Origin of the sequence: Vibrio sp. TRT 1302, assembly GCF_050113875.1 — a bacterium.
Lineage (GTDB): Bacteria > Pseudomonadota > Gammaproteobacteria > Enterobacterales > Vibrionaceae > Vibrio.
Genome location: NZ_JBNJOF010000005.1, coordinates 43580 through 60993, shown reverse-complemented (window position 1 = coordinate 60993; position 17414 = coordinate 43580). Strand labels below are relative to the sequence as shown.

The window sequence follows — 17414 nt, the reverse complement described above, 5'->3', positions numbered from 1 at the left end:
TCATAGTAGAAAGGCAATGAATCAAGAAAGCGGAAAAGCATCACAGTCTCAGACCGTGGTGGTTAAATTAGGTACAAGTGTTTTAACTGGTGGCACTCTGGCTTTGGACCGAGCTCATATGGTTGAGTTGGTTCGTCAATGTGCAGAACTGAAAAAGCAAGGCCACTCTGTCGTGATGGTCTCGTCTGGCGCGATCGCAGCAGGACGCGAACACCTAGGATACCCCGCACTGCCCAACTCAATGGCAAGTAAGCAGCTACTAGCGGCTGTTGGACAAAGCCAGTTAATTCAGACTTGGGAGTCATTGTTCGCTATTTATGGACTAAAAATCGGACAAATGCTGTTAACGCGTGCCGATCTTGAAGATCGTGAGCGCTTCTTAAATGCGCGTGACACCATCAATGCGTTAGTTGAAAACGATATTATTCCTGTTGTTAACGAAAACGACGCGGTGGCAACCAGTGAAATCAAAGTGGGTGACAATGACAATTTGTCTGCCTTAGTTGGCATTCTTTGTGGTGCTGACAAACTGTTACTTCTTACCGATCAAAAAGGTCTGTTTACTGCTGATCCTCGCAAAGACCCTAATGCTGAGTTGATTAAGGAAGTAAAAACCATTGATGACACCCTGCGCAAGATTGCGGGTGGCAGTGGTACGACACTCGGTACCGGTGGCATGGCAACAAAACTGCAAGCTGCGGATATTGCACGCCGAGCTGGCATAGAAGTCATTATTGCGGCGGGTAGTGCACCGAACGTAGTATTCGACTCATTGGGCGAACATCCACAAGGAACTCGCTTCCTACCTTGTGAAGAGGCACTGGAAAACCGTAAGCGCTGGATACTGGCAGGGCCTGCTGCGTCTGGTGATATTGTCATTGATGATGGTGCTGTGAATGCTGTAGTCGGAAAGGGCAGCAGTCTATTGGCTAAAGGCTTAACCAAAGTCAGTGGTGAGTTTGCTCGCGGAGACGTAGTGCGAGTAACTGATGTTAAAGGCAAGCTGATTGCACGTGGTATCGCGAGCTACTCCAGCCAAGATATGGCGAAGATCGTTGGCAAGCATAGTAAAGATATAATCGGAATACTTGGGTACGATTACGGCAACGAAGTGCTTCACCGTGATGATATGGTCGTCATCCAAGAATAAGGAAAAACAAAGTGGAACTGATTTCAATGGGGATCGCGGCAAAAGATGCGGCGTTCCAACTAGCGACTGCTTCGACAGCGCAAAAAAACAAAGCCCTAGCTATCATCGCTGATGAACTTGAAGCGAATGCAGACACTATTCTAGCTGCCAACGCTAAGGATATTGCCAAAGGCCGTGATGCAGGTTTGAGCGACGCATTACTTGACCGTCTTCTTCTGAACCAAGAGCGTCTATCGGGGATTGCCAATGACGTACGTAACGTTATCAGCCTTAATGACCCAGTGGGTAGCGAACTAGATAGTAAAGTGTTAGAAAACGGAATGACGCTGTCTCGTCGCCGTGTTCCTCTTGGCGTAGTGGGTGTTATCTATGAAGCGCGTCCAAACGTGACCATCGATATTGCTGCATTGTGCTTAAAAACAGGTAATGCCAGTATCTTACGTGGCGGTAAAGAGACATTTTTCTCGAACATGGAGTTGGTTAAGGTTATTCAGTCTGCGTTAGCGAAAGCTGAACTTCCGGCTGCATCAGTACAGTACATTGAAAAACCAGATCGTGAGTTGGTTTCTCAGCTACTAAAACTAGACGATTACGTCGATATGATTATTCCTCGTGGTGGTGCTGGTCTACACAAGATGTGTAAAGAGAACAGCACGATTCCTGTGATCATCGGTGGTTTTGGTATCAGCCATATTTTTGTTGATGAGAGCGCTGATTTAGTGAAGTCTCTGGATGTGGTAGAAAACGCTAAAGTTCAACGCCCTTCCGCCTGTAATGCACTTGATACTCTGTTAGTACATGAGAAAGTGGCGGCCGAATTCTTGCCAATGCTGATCGAGCGAATGAACGACCAAGTTACCTTTGTTGTCGAAGCTAGTGCGAAGCCTTTTATGAGTGCAGCTAAACAGCAGCGCGATGCGGTAGAGGGTGACTTTGATACTGAATGGCTGAGCTACACTCTGGGTGTTAAGGTGGTGGCGGATGTTAAAGAAGCTATCAACCACATGCGCGTGCACAATGCTAGTCACTCAGATGCAATCATGACCAACAGTCTTGTTAACTCGGAGTTGTTTATTAACTCTGCTGGTTCGGCTGCGGTTTATGTCAATGCCTCTACGCGTTTCACTGACGGTGCTCAGTTTGGTCTGGGTGCGGAAGTTGCGGTATCAACCCAAAAACTTCACGCTCGTGGTCCAATGGGTCTAGAAGAGCTAACCAGCTATAAATGGGTTGGTAAGGCGAACTACTTGCCGCGCAGTTAACAAATATCGGTTAACATTGGTTGAAAAAGGGGCTAACTGGCCCCTTTTACTTTTATTAAGAATAGTTAATCCGCTAAACTGTCTGTCACTTATATGGAGGTGATATGCATTGTCCTTTTTGCTCTGAGAATGATACTAAAGTGATCGACTCTCGCTTGGTTGCTGATGGCCACCAGGTTCGTCGCCGTAGGCAGTGTCTTGCGTGTAATGAACGTTTCACAACTTTCGAAACCGCTGAACTGGTGATGCCTCGTGTGATTAAATCTAACGGGAATCGTGAACCATTTAATGAAGACAAAATGGTGGGCGGTCTTCAGCGGGCATTAGAAAAACGCCCCGTTAGTGCCGACGCAGTCGATGTCGCTATTAGTATGATTAAGTCACAACTTCGCGCGACAGGTGAACGCGAAGTACCGAGTGAAATGATAGGTAACTTGGTGATGGATCAACTCAAAGAGCTAGATAAGGTTGCGTACATTCGCTTTGCTTCTGTTTACCGTAGCTTCGAAGACATTCGAGAATTTGGTGAAGAGATTGCAAGGTTAGAAGATTAAGGCCGTTTCTCTATGACTACCTTTACTCCGCAAGATTTTATCATGATGTCCCGCGCTATTGAGTTAGCAAAAGGGGGCATCTATACCACTGCTCCAAATCCCAATGTAGGCTGTGTTATTACCCTTGATGGTGAAGTCGTGGGTGAAGGTTTTCACTTTCGCGCTGGTGAGCCCCATGCTGAAGTACACGCCCTTCGAATGGCGGGTGAAAAGTCAGTGGGTGCCACCGCATACGTGACGTTAGAGCCTTGTTCTCATTACGGCAGAACACCACCATGTGCAGAGGGGCTGATCAAAGCCAAAGTGGCCAAAGTCATTTGCGCGATGCAAGACCCCAATCCCCAAGTTGCAGGGCGCGGGATTCAAATGCTGCGCGATGCGGGCATAGAAGTTGAAGTTGGCCTGTTAGAACAAGATGCGATCAATCTTAATCCGGCATTTATCAAACGAATGAAAACCGGGATGCCGTTTGTTCAATTGAAAATGGCCGCAAGCTTAGATGGTCAGACAGCCTTGTCCAATGGCCAAAGTCAGTGGATCACATCTGCACAAGCGCGTCAGGACGTACAAAACTACCGCGCACAAAGCGGCGCGATACTCTCTACCAGCAAAACCGTTATTGAAGACAATGCTTCATTGAATGTGCGTTGGGAAGAGTTGCCTATTTCAGTACAGACGAAGTACCCACATCAGCAATTGCGCCAGCCGGTCAGGGTTATTCTGGATAGACAAAGCCAACTGACGCCAGAGTTAAAGTTATTTCATACTGAAGGGGAGCGTTTAATCGTTTCTCCACAAGGTGATGTACAGCCAACGCTAAACTCAAATCAGCAAATGGATTTAGCCTCGACATTTTCTCAATTGGCGACTGCTCACAACATTAACCATCTCTGGGTCGAAGCTGGAGCAACATTAGCGTCTAGTCTAATTCAGCAAAATCTAGTTGATGAGCTTGTGCTCTATCTGGCTCCTAAGATTATGGGAAGTGATGGTCGAGGATTGCTCGGAGCACTTGGGCTGGAGTCAATGGCCGATGTCATTGATCTTAATTTTAAAGATATCAGACTAGTTGGTCGCGATGTGCGCATCGTTGCCACAATTGAAAAGAAAGAATCCTAATCATGTTTACAGGTATTGTAGAAGCAGTCGGTACGTTGACTGCAATCACCCCAAAGGGCGAAGACATTAGTGTGACGGTTGATGTTGGCAAGCTTGATATGAGTGATGTGAAGCTTGGCGATAGTATTGCCACCAATGGCGTCTGTTTAACGGTCGTCGCCTTTACTTCCACCAGTTATACCGCAGACTTGTCACTAGAAACCCTTGATAAAACAGGATTTACTGATTATCAAGCGGGTGACAAAGTTAACTTAGAAAAGGCGATGTTACCAACGACCCGTTTTGGCGGGCACATTGTCTCTGGGCATGTTGATGGAGTCGGTGAAATCGTTGAAAGAAATATGATAGGGCGTGCGATTGAATTCTGGGTATCAATGCCAGAGGAGCTGTCGAAATACGTTGCGGAAAAAGGTTCGATTACCGTTGATGGTATCAGCTTGACAGTGAACGCTCTACGCAAGAACGCGTTCAAACTCACCATAGTTCCGCATACGGGTGAAGAGACGACCATTGCCGATTTCCATGTCGGTCGAAAAGTGAACCTTGAAGTTGATGTACTTGCTCGCTATATGGAACGTTTACTGACCAGTCGAGAAGAGCAAAAAACACAATCCAGCATCACCATGGAATTTTTACAGCAAAATGGATTTGCCTAGGTTAGGCAATGGTCTGACCGATTTAATTAGCCGCTAGAAGCCAAGATAGGAATATAAAAATGCCAATTAGTACGCCACAAGAAATTATTGATGATATTCGTTTAGGTAAAATGGTTATCCTGATGGATGACGAAGATCGTGAGAATGAAGGCGATTTAATCATGGCTGCGGAGCATGTGACTCCAGAAGCGATTAACTTCATGGCGACTCACGGTCGTGGCTTGATCTGCTTAACCATGACTAAAGCGCGTTGTGAGCGTCTTGGTTTGCCTCCTATGGTTCAAGACAACAATGCTCAGTACACCACCAACTTTACGGTTTCAATTGAAGCCGCGGAAGGCGTAACGACTGGTATTTCTGCTGCAGACCGCGCGCGCACGGTTCAGGCGGCAGTGGCGAAAGATGCCAAAGCTGCAGATCTTGTTCAGCCGGGCCACATCTTTCCTTTAGCGGCGCAAGAAGGCGGAGTCTTAACACGTGCCGGGCACACAGAAGCAGGTTGTGATTTAGCTCGTCTTGCTGGGCTAGAACCAGCGGGTGTGATTGTCGAGATTCTCAATGACGATGGCACTATGGCACGTCGTCCTGACTTGGAAGTTTTTGCTGAAAAGCATGGCCTTAAACTGGGTACTATTGCGGATCTGATTGAATACCGCAATAACACGGAAACGACCATTGAACGTGTCGCTGAATGTCAATTGCCTACCGAGTTTGGTGAATTTAACTTAGTGACTTACCGTGACACCATAGACAACCAAATCCACTATGCACTTTGCAAAGGTGATTTAACCGCAGAGGCACCGTTAGTCCGTGTTCATTTGCAAGATACTTTTACTGACTTACTGCATAGCGATAGAAATGCTGAGCGCAGTTGGACGCTTGATGCGGCCATGAAACGTATCGGTGAACAGGGTGGTGTTTTGGTTATTCTTGGTAATGAGGAGTCAACGGAACTGTTGATCCACCGCGTTAAAATGTTCGAAGCACAGGACAAAGGTCAAGCACCAACATTAGCGAAAAAACAAGGTACCTCTCGCCGCGTCGGTGTGGGATCGCAGATTCTTGCGGATCTTGGCGTGCATGATATGCGTCTATTGTCATCAACCAACAAAAAGTACCATGCGCTTGGCGGTTTTGGCTTGAACGTCGTTGAATACGTATGTGAGTAATCTTGGTCACCGACCTTATTCTACCTACTCAATCAGGCCTTGCTGTTAGTGCAAGGCCTAAAACTTGTACTAGATAAATGCTTTAGCTGCTGGGTACGAGTTCTGTTAAATTTCTATTAGATATTGCTCACAGATTTGTGCTAGAATCCGGCGATTCTCACTTGATGAACATAGTTAAAGGAAGGCTTATGAAAGTGATCGAGGGTGGCTTCCCAGCGCCAAACGCAAAAATTGCTATCGTTATTTCTCGTTTCAACAGTTTTATTAACGAAAGTCTATTGTCTGGTGCAATCGATACTTTAAAGCGTCACGGTCAAGTAAGCGAAGATAATATCACTATCGTTCGCTGTCCTGGTGCAGTAGAGCTTCCACTTGTTGCTCAGCGCGTAGCTAAAACAGGTAAGTACGATGCGATCGTATCACTAGGTACAGTAATTCGCGGTGGTACACCACACTTTGACTATGTTTGTAGTGAATGTAACAAGGGTCTTGCGCAGGTGTCTCTGGAATACAGTCTTCCAGTCGCATTTGGTGTACTGACTGTTGATACAATTGACCAAGCAATTGAGCGCGCAGGAACCAAGGCTGGTAATAAAGGTGCAGAGGCTGCACTAAGCGCACTTGAGATGATTAACGTTCTTTCAGAAATCGATTCCTAATGGGGGCCAGTGTGAAACCAGCCGCACGTCGTAATGCACGTCGATTCGCTCTACAAGCGATCTACTCTTGGCAAATTACTAAAGAAAATGTTGCTACGATTGAGGAGCAGTTCTTGTCAGGTGGCAAGTATGATGAAGAAGAACATCATGCATCAGAACCTGCACTATCTACTCCGGATACAGATGTCGCATACTTCCGTGACCTACTAACAGGTGTTGTGCTAAGTCACACAGAGCTAGATAGTAAGATTCGTCCATACACTGCTCGTCCAATGCAAGATTTGGATATGATGGAGCTAGCGCTTCTTCGTTTAGCAATGTATGAAATGACACGTCGCGAAGACGTGCCTTACAAAGTGGTGATTAACGAAGCGATTGAACTTGCAAAAGTATTCGCAGCGGAAGATAGCCACAAATTCGTCAATGGAGTGCTAGATAAAGCAGCACCTCATGTACGTAAGAAATAATCGATTTTGATTATCTAAAGGTCAGCAAATGCTGACCTTTTTTATGTCCAAACATTCAATAAGTTAACGGTCATAGTATGTCTGGTGAATTTAATCTGATTGAAAAATATTTTGTTAATCGTCAGAAGCAACGTAAAGACGTTGTGCTTGCCGCAGGTGACGATTGTGCATTGGTCAAAGTACCAGAGAACCTTTCTGTAGCGATCAGTACCGATACTTTAGTTGCAGGGACACACTTTCTGGCTGATGCAAACCCTAGCTGGGTTGCGCACAAGGCATTGGCATCCAATATTAGCGATCTTGCTGCAATGGGGGCGACCCCGAGTTGGGTATCACTAGCGTTAACTATGCCAAGTCCAGATGAGTTATGGCTGGCTCCTTTCTGTGATGCTTTCTTTGAGTTGGCGGATTACTACGGAATCCAGTTAATTGGTGGTGATACCACGAAAGGACCTTTAAGTATCACTTTAACCGTGCAGGGTTTAGTTGATGCAGATAAAGCATTGCGTCGAGACGGAGCTCAGGTTGGAGATTGGGTCTACGTTACCGGAGAGCTTGGTGACAGCAAAGCGGGCTTAGATGTCGTGCTTGATAACAGTTTGCGTCGTAAACCTTTTGCTGAGCAACTGGAGCATCGCCATTACCTAGCAACGCCAAGAGTGCTGGTGGGGCAAGCGCTACTCAATTTGGCGAGCTCTGCTATCGATATTTCTGACGGACTGATTTCGGATATCAAGCATATATTAAATCGCTCACACGTTGGGGTAAGCCTTGACGTAGCACAACTTCCTGTTTCTAATGAACTTACTCAGTTTGTAGGCAGTGCAGATGTTGCTCAGCAATATGCGTTATCAAGTGGTGAAGAGTATGAACTGTGCTTTACCGTCCCTGAGCAGAACAAAGGGTCGATTGAAAGTGCACTCGCACATTGTGGCGCTAAGGTAACATGTATCGGTCAGATTCGTCCTCAGGGAACCTTTGAACTGCACAGTAATGGGCAACCAATCGACTGGCACCTAAGCGGCTACGATCACTTTAAGTAAGATATAATCAGTTATGACAAATCCTCTCTCTCTTATCTCATTAAAAAATCCATGGCACCTACTTGCGACTGGTTTCGGTAGTGGTCTATCGCCAATCGTGCCGGGTACGATGGGTACGCTAGCGGCGATCCCCTTCTACTTGCTGCTGGTGCAACTACCTCTGCCTTTGTACCTTGTTGCCGTCATCGTTGCTTGTATCGTCGGTGTGAAAATTTGCCAGGTCACCTCGGATGATATGGGGGTTCATGATCATGGCTCAATTGTATGGGACGAGTTTGCTGGCTTTTGGATTACAATGCTAGTGGTTCCAGTACTAAACCTGTCGACATATGACTGGAAGTGGCTGCTAACAGGCTTTGTTCTGTTCCGATTTTTCGACATGGTAAAACCATGGCCGATCGGTTGGTTGGATAAGCGAGTACATGGCGGGTTAGGTATTATGCTGGATGATATTGTCGCTGGTGTGATGGCGGGTGTGGCGCTTTATCTGGTGGGCAAATACGCGGGCTGGCTTGTTTAAAAGCCGAGTCTAAATCGGATCTTATCTGACGAGAGGTGTACCTTCTGGCAGCTGCGTAGGTCTCTGATAACGCGTTTCTTGTTAGGGGCTTTTCTCTCAAACGTAAAAGTAAAAAAGGTTGACGCCTTAACGTCAACCTTCCCCAAATTTTTGCTTCTATTTCAGCTTCTCTAAATCCGCTTCTATCTCTGCAATCTTACTTGAGACCACCTTCTCTAAGTGGCGTAAGTCCGAAAGAATCTTCTGTTTTACGTCGACTTCAGTGCTGCTAACCGGCTTGGTTAACTTATTCAGCTCATCAATAACTAGAGTCAGGTTGCGGTTTATTTCAGTCACTTCTTTGTATTGATGGCTTCCGCTATCAACCAAAACGTTTTTGACTTGTCGTGGGTATTTGAACTTGACGCTTTTCGCAAACAACTCACCTTTTTGTTTGTGAAAATAGATTTTTAACACATCCTTGTGCGCTTCTTGACGAAGGGAATAGCGCTCAATTTGTTTAGGATCGTGAATACCTAAACCAGTGAGGTGTGGATACATAGGCTACCTCTATTGTGTTGCAGTGACTATCCCTACTCAAAGCGAGTAGGGATTAAACAATTCACTATTAATGTAGCAGCCAATATTCGTGGTAGACAGCGCTTTTTTAACCAAGTTAATAACTTGTGGTCGAGATCGCTTACGGTGCCAGTTCAGCGATGTTTTTAATCAAGTTTTCACGCAATTCTTGCTGCTCTTCCTCTGTCAGTTTGCCACCATTTTGGCTAGTGATGATGAACAAATCTTCGGCACGTTCGCCAATGGTTGTGATCTTAGCAGCGTGCAAGTCAATTCCTAAATCGGCAAAGGTTGCTCCGACCGTTGCCAGCAATCCAGGAGTATCCAGAGCAACAAACTCGAGTAAGGTACGCTTTTTGCTCTTTGTCGGTAGGAAATCGACCGTCGTCTTCACCTGAAAATGTTGCAGGTTACGCGGGATCCGGCGTGTCTTAATTTTGGTTGGTCTACCATCTTCAAGTACGTGTGCGAGATGTTTAATCACTGCTTTATGGCGGCTTTCATCAATCACTTCACCATGCTGATCTAGAACCATAAAGGTATCGAGCACGTAACCGTCCTTGCTGGTCATGACTTGCGCGTCATGAACGTTGAAGTTACGTCGGTCAAGTTCTGCTACTACCGTGGCGAAAAGCGCATGCTGATCTTTACTATAGACAAACACTTCGGTACCACCGCGAGTGGCTTTTTTAGACATCAGGATCAGTGGCTTGGTATGGTCTTCATGGCGAAGTAAGTGCATACAGTGCCAAGCGATCTGTTTGTGTGTATGGCGTAAAAAATAATCGGCCTTAAAGCGCTGCCACAATACTTCAATTTCTCGGGCACTAAACCCTTCTTTGCGCAGCAAAGCCGAGGCTAATTGTTGGTTGTGACGAATACGTTCCCTGACATCGACAGGGTTTTCTAAGCCGCGGCGCAGTGCTCGTTGCGTTGAGTAAAAAAGCTCCGCAAGTAAGGTACGCTTCCAACTGTTCCATAATTCTGGGTTGGTGGCACAAATATCCGCGACCGTGAGACAAACCAGATACTCTAAATACTCTTCGTCGCGAACTTGTTTCGCAAACTCAGTAATCACGTCCGGATCATAGATATCACGGCGCTGAGCGGTCACAGACATCAGTAGATGGTTTCTAACTAACCAAGAAACTAGCTTTGCTTCTGGCTTAGATAAGCCGTGTTCGATACAAAAATCGTACGCTTCACCTTCACCAATAACTGAGTGATCTCCTCCACGACCTTTGCCTATGTCATGGAAAATGGCTGCGATGATCAACAGCTCTTTTTTCTGAATTCTCGGATAGACTTCGCAGCAGATAGGGTGTTTATCGTGGTTTTTAGCGTAGCCGAAGGTATTGATATGTTTTAGCAGTCGTACACTGTGTTCATCCACGGTATAGACGTGAAATAAATCAAACTGCATCTGACCTACGATTTGGCTCCATTGAGGCAGATAGGCCGCTAGTACACCAAGCTTGTGCATCAGACTGAAGGCTTTGTGTAGTGCATTTGGATGACGACAAAGCTCCAAGAACTTTTCACGAGCTTCTGGAATGGTGTGTAAAAATTTGTTCAGGCGTCGACGAGCGGTTCTTAGTTGGCGCATGGTCGGTGGCGAGACACCTTCAATGGTTGAGTCATTCGCTATGTGCAGAAACATATCTAAGATGGTTTCAGGACGAGCCTGAAATAACGCAGGTTTACGCGCTTCAATAAGATGACCGCGACGCTGAAAATCTTCGCTGAGAACTTCTGGCTTATCTTCGATACCGTTGTCGAGGATCGCCTGATCGAAGAGTTTTAGCAGCATTTTATTGAGTTCTGCTACGCGGCGAAGCGTACGATAGAACTCTTTCATCATCATCTCAACGCCTCGATTTCCTTCCCCAGTATATCCAAGGCTTTCAGCCACCTGAGGCTGATGAGCAAAGGTGAGTCGGTTATCATAGCGTTTTAGCTCGATGTGCAAGGCGAAGCGAACGCGCCATAGAAAATCCTGACACTCGACCAGTTCTCGGTACTCGGCATCGGTCAGAAATCCATAGCGACTCATTTCGAGTAGAGACGTAGCACCAAAGTGACGGCGTGCGACCCAGCTCAGAGTGTGAATGTCACGTAAACCACCTGGCGTAGACTTAATATCCGGTTCTAGGTTGTAAGTCGTATCGTGGTAACGAGCATGTCGGTCGCGCTGCTCTTGAACCTTTGCCTTGTAGAAAATCTCACTCGGCCAAAATGATTCTGAATGAATCACCATTTTTAACTGATGAAAGGTATCTTCGCAGCCACACAGCAAACGAGCCTCTTGTAAGTTCGTCGCCACCGTGAGGTCTTCACGTCCTATGGCTGCACACTCTTCGACACTACGTACCGCGTGGCCGACTTCCAAACGTAAATCCCAAAGTAGGGTAATGAACTCACTCACTTTGCTGGCAAGTGCATCTGGCAGTGTCTTACGCGATACAACCAGTATATCGATGTCTGACAGTGGGTGCAGTTCACCCCGACCATAACCGCCAACAGCGACAAGGCTAATGTTAGGTAAGGCGGTAAAGCCAAAATGTTGCCACAAACGGTTGAGAAGTAGGTCGATATATTCAGCTCGGCCTAATACCAAGTCGGTCACTGGGTGATGGGTAAGAAACTCTTGTTTCTGGTAATCAGCAAATTTTTCTAGTTGGTTTTTTAACTCAGCAATTGTGAGCTGTTGATCGTCAAAAGTGAGTGGTGATTGAAACGGCATAAAGCGAATCCATGCAAAACAGTCCTGAGGACCAATCTATCAGACTTATAAGGATAAAAAAATATCCCCGACTGAGCGGGGATATTTGAGAAACTTGCGGTGATTATGCGTTGTTCATTAGGCGAGGGATGGTGTCATCGCTACGCAGAGTTAACACTTCACAGCCGTTTTTCGTCACCAAGATGGTGTGTTCATACTGGGCTGATTTCTTACCATCACCAGTGTAAACCGTCCAATCATCTTCGGCATCAACAGTCACGCCAAACTTACCTTCGTTAATCATTGGTTCGATGGTAAAACACATGCCTTCTTTTAGTACTCGGCGGTCGTTATTTTTGTAGTGAACGATTTGAGGCTCTTCGTGGAACTCGTTGCCAATACCGTGACCACAGAAATCTTTAACAATAGAGAACTTATTGCGTGGATTGTTCTTGTTGTTAGTTTTGATGTATTTCTCGATTGCCGTGCCAATGTCACCCACGGTTGCGCCCGGTTTTACTTGACGCATACCAATGTATAGTGCTTCTTGAGTGACCATACATAGACGTTTGTCAGCAGGAGATACTTCACCGACAAAGAACATCTTCGATGTATCGCCATGGTAACCCTCTGGGCGGACAGACAAATCAGCGTCAGCATCGTTAGGGATGATCACGGTAATATCAACGTTAATGATGTCGCCATTTTTGAGCACAGCAGGTTTCATTTGCCCATTGCTGCCTACTTCGTCTGCTGAAGCTGGAATACCGTGACATACAATGTGGTTGATTGACGTACAGATTGATTTAGGGAACCCATGGTAATCAAGAGGTGCAGAATATGCGCCTTTTTCAATCCCGTAATCGTGACAGATTTGGTTTAGTTCATCTGTTGTCACACCTTCTTTGATGTGCGGTTCGATCATTTCTAGGATTTCAGCGGCCAACGCGCCCGCTAGTCGCATACGTTCGATTTCTTCAGCTGTTTTAATCTTGATTGACATCGGCTTTCTCTATTTGTTCTTGTGCACAAGTGAGTGCGAATCGGCGCATTCTATCAGGAACGCAACATAATGAGAATTATTCTTCATCTTTCGATAGTACGTGTGGGAATGAAAATAGTGCACTCACATCGCCAACAATCGTTTTTTTACTAGCCATGATGGGCAAAAATATGGTATAAAGCGCGCCGGAAATGTGGTCTGTTCTCTCTAGCTGAACGTTTATCAGGTGGCGAAACTGATTACTTCCGACTAACTTATATCTTTAAATCACACACATTCCGTCACATATTCCGGGGTGCTGGGCAGAAGCCTAGTCGGAGTTATGGGGGATGTGGAGGCCTAACCCCATAGAGGATTTTAAAATGGCAACTGTATCAATGCGCGATATGCTGAAAGCTGGTGTTCACTTCGGTCACCAAACTCGTTACTGGAACCCAAAAATGAAGCCATTCATCTTTGGTGCTCGTAACCGCGTTCACATCATCAACCTAGAAAAAACTGTACCAATGTTCAACGAAGCTCTAGCTGAACTAGCTAAAGTTGGCGAGAAGAAAGGTAAAGTTCTATTCGTAGGTACTAAACGCGCTGCATCTGAAGCTGTTAAAGAAGCTGCAATCGCAAGCAACCAGTACTACGTAAACAACCGCTGGTTAGGCGGTATGCTTACAAACTACAAAACTGTTCGTCAATCAATCAAGCGTCTAAAAGAACTTGAAGCTCAAGCTCAAGACGGTACTTTTGACAAACTAACTAAGAAAGAAGCTCTAATGCGTACTCGTGAAATGGAGAAGCTAGAGAAATCTCTTGGTGGTATCAAAGACATGGGCGGCCTACCAGACGCTCTATTCGTAATCGATGCTGATCACGAACACATTGCGATTAAAGAAGCTAACAACCTAGGTATCCCAGTTTACGCTGTAGTAGATACTAACTCTAACCCAGACGGCGTTGACTACATCATCCCAGGTAACGACGATGCGATCCGTGCAGTTCAGCTTTACCTAAACGCTGCTGCTGCTTCAGTAACTGAAGGTCGTAACAAAGACGTAGCTGCTGTTGCTGAGAAAGACGGTTTCGTAGAAGCTGAATAATAGCGGCTCCGAGTCACACTTAGTCTATGTGCAACCAAGTTGTAGCATAAACTGAGTTATAGTTATCAGCAGGGGCCGAAAATGTAGGCCCCTGTTTTTTACCAAATCCAGAATCAACTGAGGAATAGAGAATGGCTGTTACTGCTGCTCTAGTTAAAGAACTGCGCGAACGTACTGGCGCAGGTATGATGGAATGTAAGAAAGCGCTTGTTGAAGCAAACGCTGACATCGAACTAGCAATCGAAAACATGCGTAAATCAGGTGCTGCTAAAGCTGCTAAGAAAGCAGGTAACGTAGCTGCTGAAGGCGCAATCATCATCAAAGAAGAAAACGGTGTTGCTGTTCTTCTTGAAGTTAACTGCCAAACTGACTTCGTTGCTAAAGATGGTAACTTCACAGCATTCGCTGAAAAAGTAGCTCTAGAAGCTCTAGCAGCTAAATCATCTGTTGAAGAACTAGTAGCTAAGTTCGAAGAAGAGCGTGTAGCTCTAGTTGCTAAAATCGGTGAAAACATCAACATCCGTCGCGTACAATACGTTGAAGGTGCTGCACTAGCTTCTTACCGTCACGGCGAGAAAATCGGTGTTGTTGTTGCTGGTGAAGGCGACGCGGAAACTCTTAAGCACGTTGCAATGCACGTTGCTGCTTCACGTCCAGAATACGTGAACCCAGAAGACGTACCAGCTGAAGTAGTAGCGAAAGAGCGTGAAGTTCAAGTAGAAATCGCTATGAACGAAGGCAAGCCAAAAGAAATCGCAGAGAAAATGGTTGAAGGCCGCATGAAGAAATTCACTGGCGAAGTTTCTCTAACTGGTCAAGCTTTCATCATGGAGCCTAAGAAAACTGTTGGCGAAATGCTGAAAGAAAAAGGTGCTTCAGTTTCTACGTTCGTTCGCCTAGAAGTTGGTGAAGGTATCGAGAAAGCAGAAGGCCTAAGCTTCGCTGAAGAAGTAGCACTAGCTCAAAAAGGTTAATCCTTAGCGAATTGTGCAAATATTAGACCGTGGCCTTGGCTGCGGTCTTTTTACGATAACGGTAGTAAACGGTTAGCCGTGATGAATAGGGGAAATAATGCCTAGATGTCAGTGCCAAGTCCCTAGAGTGCAAAGGCCTTCTCTAGCGACTTGGATCGAATCACTAGGTTCTTTCCTCTATCCATGACTGTTAATCAATAACTCTCTTTTTGGAAGGTAAACTCCATGACAACGAACCCTAAACCAGCGTATCAACGTATTCTGTTAAAACTGAGTGGTGAAGCTCTTCAAGGCAATGAAGGTTTCGGCATCGATCCTGCGATCCTTGATCGTATGGCACAAGAAGTAAAAGAGCTGGTTGAACTTGGTGTTCAAGTGGGTGTGGTAATCGGTGGTGGTAACCTTTTCCGTGGCGCAGGTCTAGCTGAAGCGGGTATGAACCGAGTTGTGGGTGACCACATGGGTATGCTAGCTACAGTAATGAATGGTCTAGCAATGCGCGATGCACTACACCGTGCTTACGTAAATGCTCGTGTAATGTCAGCAATTCCTTTGAAAGGTGTGTGTGACGACTACAACTGGGCTGATGCTATCCGCGAACTTCGCCAAGGCCGCGTGGTTATCTTCTCAGCAGGTACTGGTAACCCATTCTTCACGACAGATTCTGCTGCTTGTTTGCGCGGTATTGAAATTGAAGCGGACGTAGTTCTAAAAGCGACAAAAGTGGATGGCGTATTTAGTGCTGACCCTGTAGCAAACCCAGACGCAGAACTGTATGATAAGCTTTCATTCAATGCTGTTCTTGATAAAGAACTGAAAGTGATGGATTTGGCAGCGTTTACGTTAGCTCGTGACCACAAAATGCCAATTCGCGTATTCAACATGAATAAGCCAGGCGCACTACGTCGCGTGGTTATGGGTGAAGCAGAAGGCACGCTAATCAGCGACGCAGAGTAATTCCAATCGCCGCAGCAGATTTAATGCTGCGGTATTGCCTTTTGAAGACTCCCGATTAGGCTTTCTTCGAGAAAGATTTACACATTAAGGTGATATTGTGATTAACGAAATCAAACAAGACGCTCAAGAGCGCATGGAAAAAAGCGTTGAAGCGCTAAAGAACAACCTTTCTAAGGTTCGCACAGGTCGTGCGCACCCAAGCCTATTGGCTGGTATCTCTGTCGAGTACTACGGTGCATCAACACCTCTTAACCAAGTGGCGAACGTTGTTGCAGAAGATGCTCGTACGCTAGCAATCACGGTATTTGATAAAGAGCTGACTCAAAAAGTTGAGAAAGCAATCATGATGTCTGATTTGGGTCTAAACCCAATGTCTGCGGGTACTATTATTCGCGTTCCACTTCCACCGCTAACAGAAGAGCGTCGTAAAGACCTTGTTAAGATCGTTCGTGGTGAAGCTGAAGGTGGCCGTGTTGCAATCCGTAACATCCGTCGTGATGCAAACGGTGAGTTAAAAGCACTACTTAAAGACAAAGAAATCTCTGAAGATGAAGATCGTAAAGGTCAGGAAGAGATTCAAAAACTGACTGATGCAGCAGTTAAACTTGTTGACGAAGTGCTAGCGGCAAAAGAAAAAGAGTTGATGGAAGTCTAATTCTCCATAAACTTAACGCATAATTGGCGCTGTGCTCGCAGCACAGCGTTTTTTTATGCTACTCTTTGTCCCCTGCTGATTATCTATCAACGTCTTATGCATAATTCACAACTCTCCCCTGATTTACTTCCAAAACATATCGCAATCATTATGGATGGCAATGGCCGTTGGGCAAAGGCACAAGGTAAACCTCGTGTATTTGGCCATAAAAATGGTGTTGCAGCGGTAAGAAAAGCCATTTCGACTTCAGCAAAGCTCGGAATCAAGGCTATTACTCTTTTTGCGTTTAGCAGTGAAAACTGGAGAAGGCCAGAAGAAGAAGTTGGCGTCTTGATGGAACTGTTCATTACAGTACTTTCAACGGAAGTGAAAAAGCTGCATAAGAACAACTTACGCCTGCGAGTGATTGGTGAAACCTCTCGTTTCAATGACCGCTTGCAAAAGAAAATCGCTCAAGCTGAAGCAATGACTGCCTCAAATACAGGCATGGTCATTAACATTGCAGCGAATTATGGTGGTAAGTGGGATATCATGCAGGCAACAAAAGCAATTTCAGCTAAGGTTGCCGCCGGTGAGCTAACGTGTGATGAGATTAGCGAAGAGCTGATTACTCAACACTTAACCATGGCAGATTTACCTGAAGTTGATTTAATGATTCGGACCAGCGGTGAATGTAGGATCAGTAATTTCATGCTTTGGCAGATGGCCTACGCAGAAATGTACTTTACACCGATATACTGGCCCGAGTTTGATGAAAACAGCTTGATCGAAGCAGTGACTTGGTTTGTTAATCGTGAGCGACGTTTTGGTTGCACTGGCGAACAGATCAAGGCATTGATGGAAAGCGAATAAAGG

At 45.7% G+C, this 17414-nt stretch carries 18 protein-coding genes; 15 read left to right on the top strand and 3 right to left on the bottom strand.

Features of this window, described 5'->3' with window-relative positions:
* Positions 1-16 precede the first annotated feature (16 nt).
* The 10 genes from proB to pgpA all read left to right on the top strand — a co-directional run bounded on the left by proB (position 17) and on the right by pgpA (position 8599).
* On the top strand, positions 17-1150 hold the full coding sequence (proB, locus tag ACQEXP_RS09150) for a glutamate 5-kinase (RefSeq protein WP_269376678.1): 1134 nt from the start codon (positions 17-19) through the stop codon (positions 1148-1150).
* A gap of 11 nt (positions 1151-1161) precedes the next feature.
* Complete coding sequence (locus ACQEXP_RS09145; RefSeq protein ID WP_426969534.1) at positions 1162-2412, top strand: glutamate-5-semialdehyde dehydrogenase; 1251 nt, start codon at positions 1162-1164, stop codon at positions 2410-2412.
* A 104-nt stretch (positions 2413-2516) separates the two neighbouring features.
* Positions 2517-2966 carry a transcriptional regulator NrdR gene (gene nrdR, locus ACQEXP_RS09140; RefSeq protein WP_138973468.1) on the top strand — a complete coding sequence of 150 codons (450 nt, stop codon included), beginning with the start codon at positions 2517-2519 and terminating at the stop codon, positions 2964-2966.
* A gap of 12 nt (positions 2967-2978) precedes the next feature.
* Positions 2979-4085, top strand: a complete 1107-nt coding sequence (gene ribD / locus ACQEXP_RS09135) for a bifunctional diaminohydroxyphosphoribosylaminopyrimidine deaminase/5-amino-6-(5-phosphoribosylamino)uracil reductase RibD (protein ID WP_426969533.1) — start codon at positions 2979-2981, stop codon at positions 4083-4085.
* A gap of 2 nt (positions 4086-4087) precedes the next feature.
* Positions 4088-4741: a riboflavin synthase gene (locus ACQEXP_RS09130; RefSeq protein WP_269376681.1), complete on the top strand. Its 654-nt coding sequence runs from the start codon at positions 4088-4090 to the stop codon at positions 4739-4741.
* A 59-nt stretch (positions 4742-4800) separates the two neighbouring features.
* Positions 4801-5910: a bifunctional 3,4-dihydroxy-2-butanone-4-phosphate synthase/GTP cyclohydrolase II gene (gene ribBA, locus ACQEXP_RS09125; RefSeq protein ID WP_426969530.1), complete on the top strand. Its 1110-nt coding sequence runs from the start codon at positions 4801-4803 to the stop codon at positions 5908-5910.
* Between the two features lie 188 nt (positions 5911-6098).
* A complete protein-coding gene (ribH, locus tag ACQEXP_RS09120; protein WP_078534915.1) occupies positions 6099-6569 on the top strand; it encodes a 6,7-dimethyl-8-ribityllumazine synthase in 471 nt (156 codons plus the stop codon).
* Positions 6569-7036: a transcription antitermination factor NusB gene (gene nusB, locus ACQEXP_RS09115; RefSeq protein WP_138973464.1), complete on the top strand. Its 468-nt coding sequence runs from the start codon at positions 6569-6571 to the stop codon at positions 7034-7036. The genes ribH and nusB overlap by 1 nt, the downstream gene beginning before the upstream one ends.
* Positions 7037-7113: 77 nt before the next feature.
* Positions 7114-8079: a thiamine-phosphate kinase gene (thiL, locus tag ACQEXP_RS09110; RefSeq protein ID WP_426969528.1), complete on the top strand. Its 966-nt coding sequence runs from the start codon at positions 7114-7116 to the stop codon at positions 8077-8079.
* Positions 8080-8092: 13 nt separating this feature from the next.
* Complete coding sequence (gene pgpA, locus ACQEXP_RS09105; protein WP_426969526.1) at positions 8093-8599, top strand: phosphatidylglycerophosphatase A; 507 nt, start codon at positions 8093-8095, stop codon at positions 8597-8599.
* Between the two features lie 156 nt (positions 8600-8755).
* On the opposite strand, the gene ACQEXP_RS09100 is transcribed toward pgpA, so the two are convergent.
* The 3 genes from ACQEXP_RS09100 to map form a co-directional block, all read right to left on the bottom strand.
* Positions 8756-9139, bottom strand: a complete 384-nt coding sequence (locus ACQEXP_RS09100; protein ID WP_269376685.1) for a DUF3461 family protein — start codon at positions 9137-9139, stop codon at positions 8756-8758.
* A gap of 139 nt (positions 9140-9278) precedes the next feature.
* Positions 9279-11900 (bottom strand): bifunctional uridylyltransferase/uridylyl-removing protein GlnD, encoded by a 2622-nt coding sequence (gene glnD / locus ACQEXP_RS09095; protein WP_269376686.1) that lies wholly within the window; start codon positions 11898-11900, stop codon positions 9279-9281.
* Between the two features lie 103 nt (positions 11901-12003).
* Positions 12004-12882 carry a type I methionyl aminopeptidase gene (gene map, locus ACQEXP_RS09090; protein WP_269376687.1) on the bottom strand — a complete coding sequence of 293 codons (879 nt, stop codon included), beginning with the start codon at positions 12880-12882 and terminating at the stop codon, positions 12004-12006.
* A 362-nt stretch (positions 12883-13244) separates the two neighbouring features.
* On the opposite strand from map, the gene rpsB reads away from it, so the two are divergent.
* The 5 genes from rpsB to ACQEXP_RS09065 all read left to right on the top strand — a co-directional run bounded on the left by rpsB (position 13245) and on the right by ACQEXP_RS09065 (position 17411).
* Positions 13245-13973 carry a 30S ribosomal protein S2 gene (gene rpsB / locus ACQEXP_RS09085; RefSeq protein ID WP_269376688.1) on the top strand — a complete coding sequence of 243 codons (729 nt, stop codon included), beginning with the start codon at positions 13245-13247 and terminating at the stop codon, positions 13971-13973.
* A 131-nt stretch (positions 13974-14104) separates the two neighbouring features.
* A complete protein-coding gene (gene tsf, locus ACQEXP_RS09080; protein WP_269376689.1) occupies positions 14105-14947 on the top strand; it encodes a translation elongation factor Ts in 843 nt (280 codons plus the stop codon).
* 225 nt (positions 14948-15172) lie between these two features.
* Entirely contained in the window at positions 15173-15904 is a 732-nt protein-coding gene (gene pyrH / locus ACQEXP_RS09075) for a UMP kinase (RefSeq protein WP_138973457.1), read from the top strand.
* A 97-nt stretch (positions 15905-16001) separates the two neighbouring features.
* The gene (gene frr / locus ACQEXP_RS09070) at positions 16002-16559 is read left to right on the top strand and encodes a ribosome recycling factor (RefSeq protein ID WP_269376690.1); all 558 of its coding nucleotides are present in this window, start codon (positions 16002-16004) and stop codon (positions 16557-16559) included.
* Positions 16560-16655: 96 nt separating this feature from the next.
* A complete protein-coding gene (locus tag ACQEXP_RS09065; RefSeq protein ID WP_269376691.1) occupies positions 16656-17411 on the top strand; it encodes an isoprenyl transferase in 756 nt (251 codons plus the stop codon).
* Positions 17412-17414: the final 3 nt, after the last annotated feature.

Coding starts and splice junctions, on each gene's coding strand:
- ACQEXP_RS09100 (WP_269376685.1), bottom strand. CDS start 9,139: ATGTATCCACACCTCACTGGTTTAGGTATTCACGATCCTAAACAAATT.
- ACQEXP_RS09065 (WP_269376691.1), top strand. CDS start 16,656: ATGCATAATTCACAACTCTCCCCTGATTTACTTCCAAAACATATCGCA.
- ACQEXP_RS09130 (WP_269376681.1), top strand. CDS start 4,088: ATGTTTACAGGTATTGTAGAAGCAGTCGGTACGTTGACTGCAATCACC.
- glnD (WP_269376686.1), bottom strand. CDS start 11,900: ATGCCGTTTCAATCACCACTCACTTTTGACGATCAACAGCTCACAATT.
- pyrH (WP_138973457.1), top strand. CDS start 15,173: ATGACAACGAACCCTAAACCAGCGTATCAACGTATTCTGTTAAAACTG.
- nusB (WP_138973464.1), top strand. CDS start 6,569: ATGGGGGCCAGTGTGAAACCAGCCGCACGTCGTAATGCACGTCGATTC.
- tsf (WP_269376689.1), top strand. CDS start 14,105: ATGGCTGTTACTGCTGCTCTAGTTAAAGAACTGCGCGAACGTACTGGC.
- map (WP_269376687.1), bottom strand. CDS start 12,882: ATGTCAATCAAGATTAAAACAGCTGAAGAAATCGAACGTATGCGACTA.
- pgpA (WP_426969526.1), top strand. CDS start 8,093: ATGACAAATCCTCTCTCTCTTATCTCATTAAAAAATCCATGGCACCTA.
- thiL (WP_426969528.1), top strand. CDS start 7,114: ATGTCTGGTGAATTTAATCTGATTGAAAAATATTTTGTTAATCGTCAG.
- nrdR (WP_138973468.1), top strand. CDS start 2,517: ATGCATTGTCCTTTTTGCTCTGAGAATGATACTAAAGTGATCGACTCT.
- proB (WP_269376678.1), top strand. CDS start 17: ATGAATCAAGAAAGCGGAAAAGCATCACAGTCTCAGACCGTGGTGGTT.
- ribBA (WP_426969530.1), top strand. CDS start 4,801: ATGCCAATTAGTACGCCACAAGAAATTATTGATGATATTCGTTTAGGT.
- ribH (WP_078534915.1), top strand. CDS start 6,099: ATGAAAGTGATCGAGGGTGGCTTCCCAGCGCCAAACGCAAAAATTGCT.
- ribD (WP_426969533.1), top strand. CDS start 2,979: ATGACTACCTTTACTCCGCAAGATTTTATCATGATGTCCCGCGCTATT.
- rpsB (WP_269376688.1), top strand. CDS start 13,245: ATGGCAACTGTATCAATGCGCGATATGCTGAAAGCTGGTGTTCACTTC.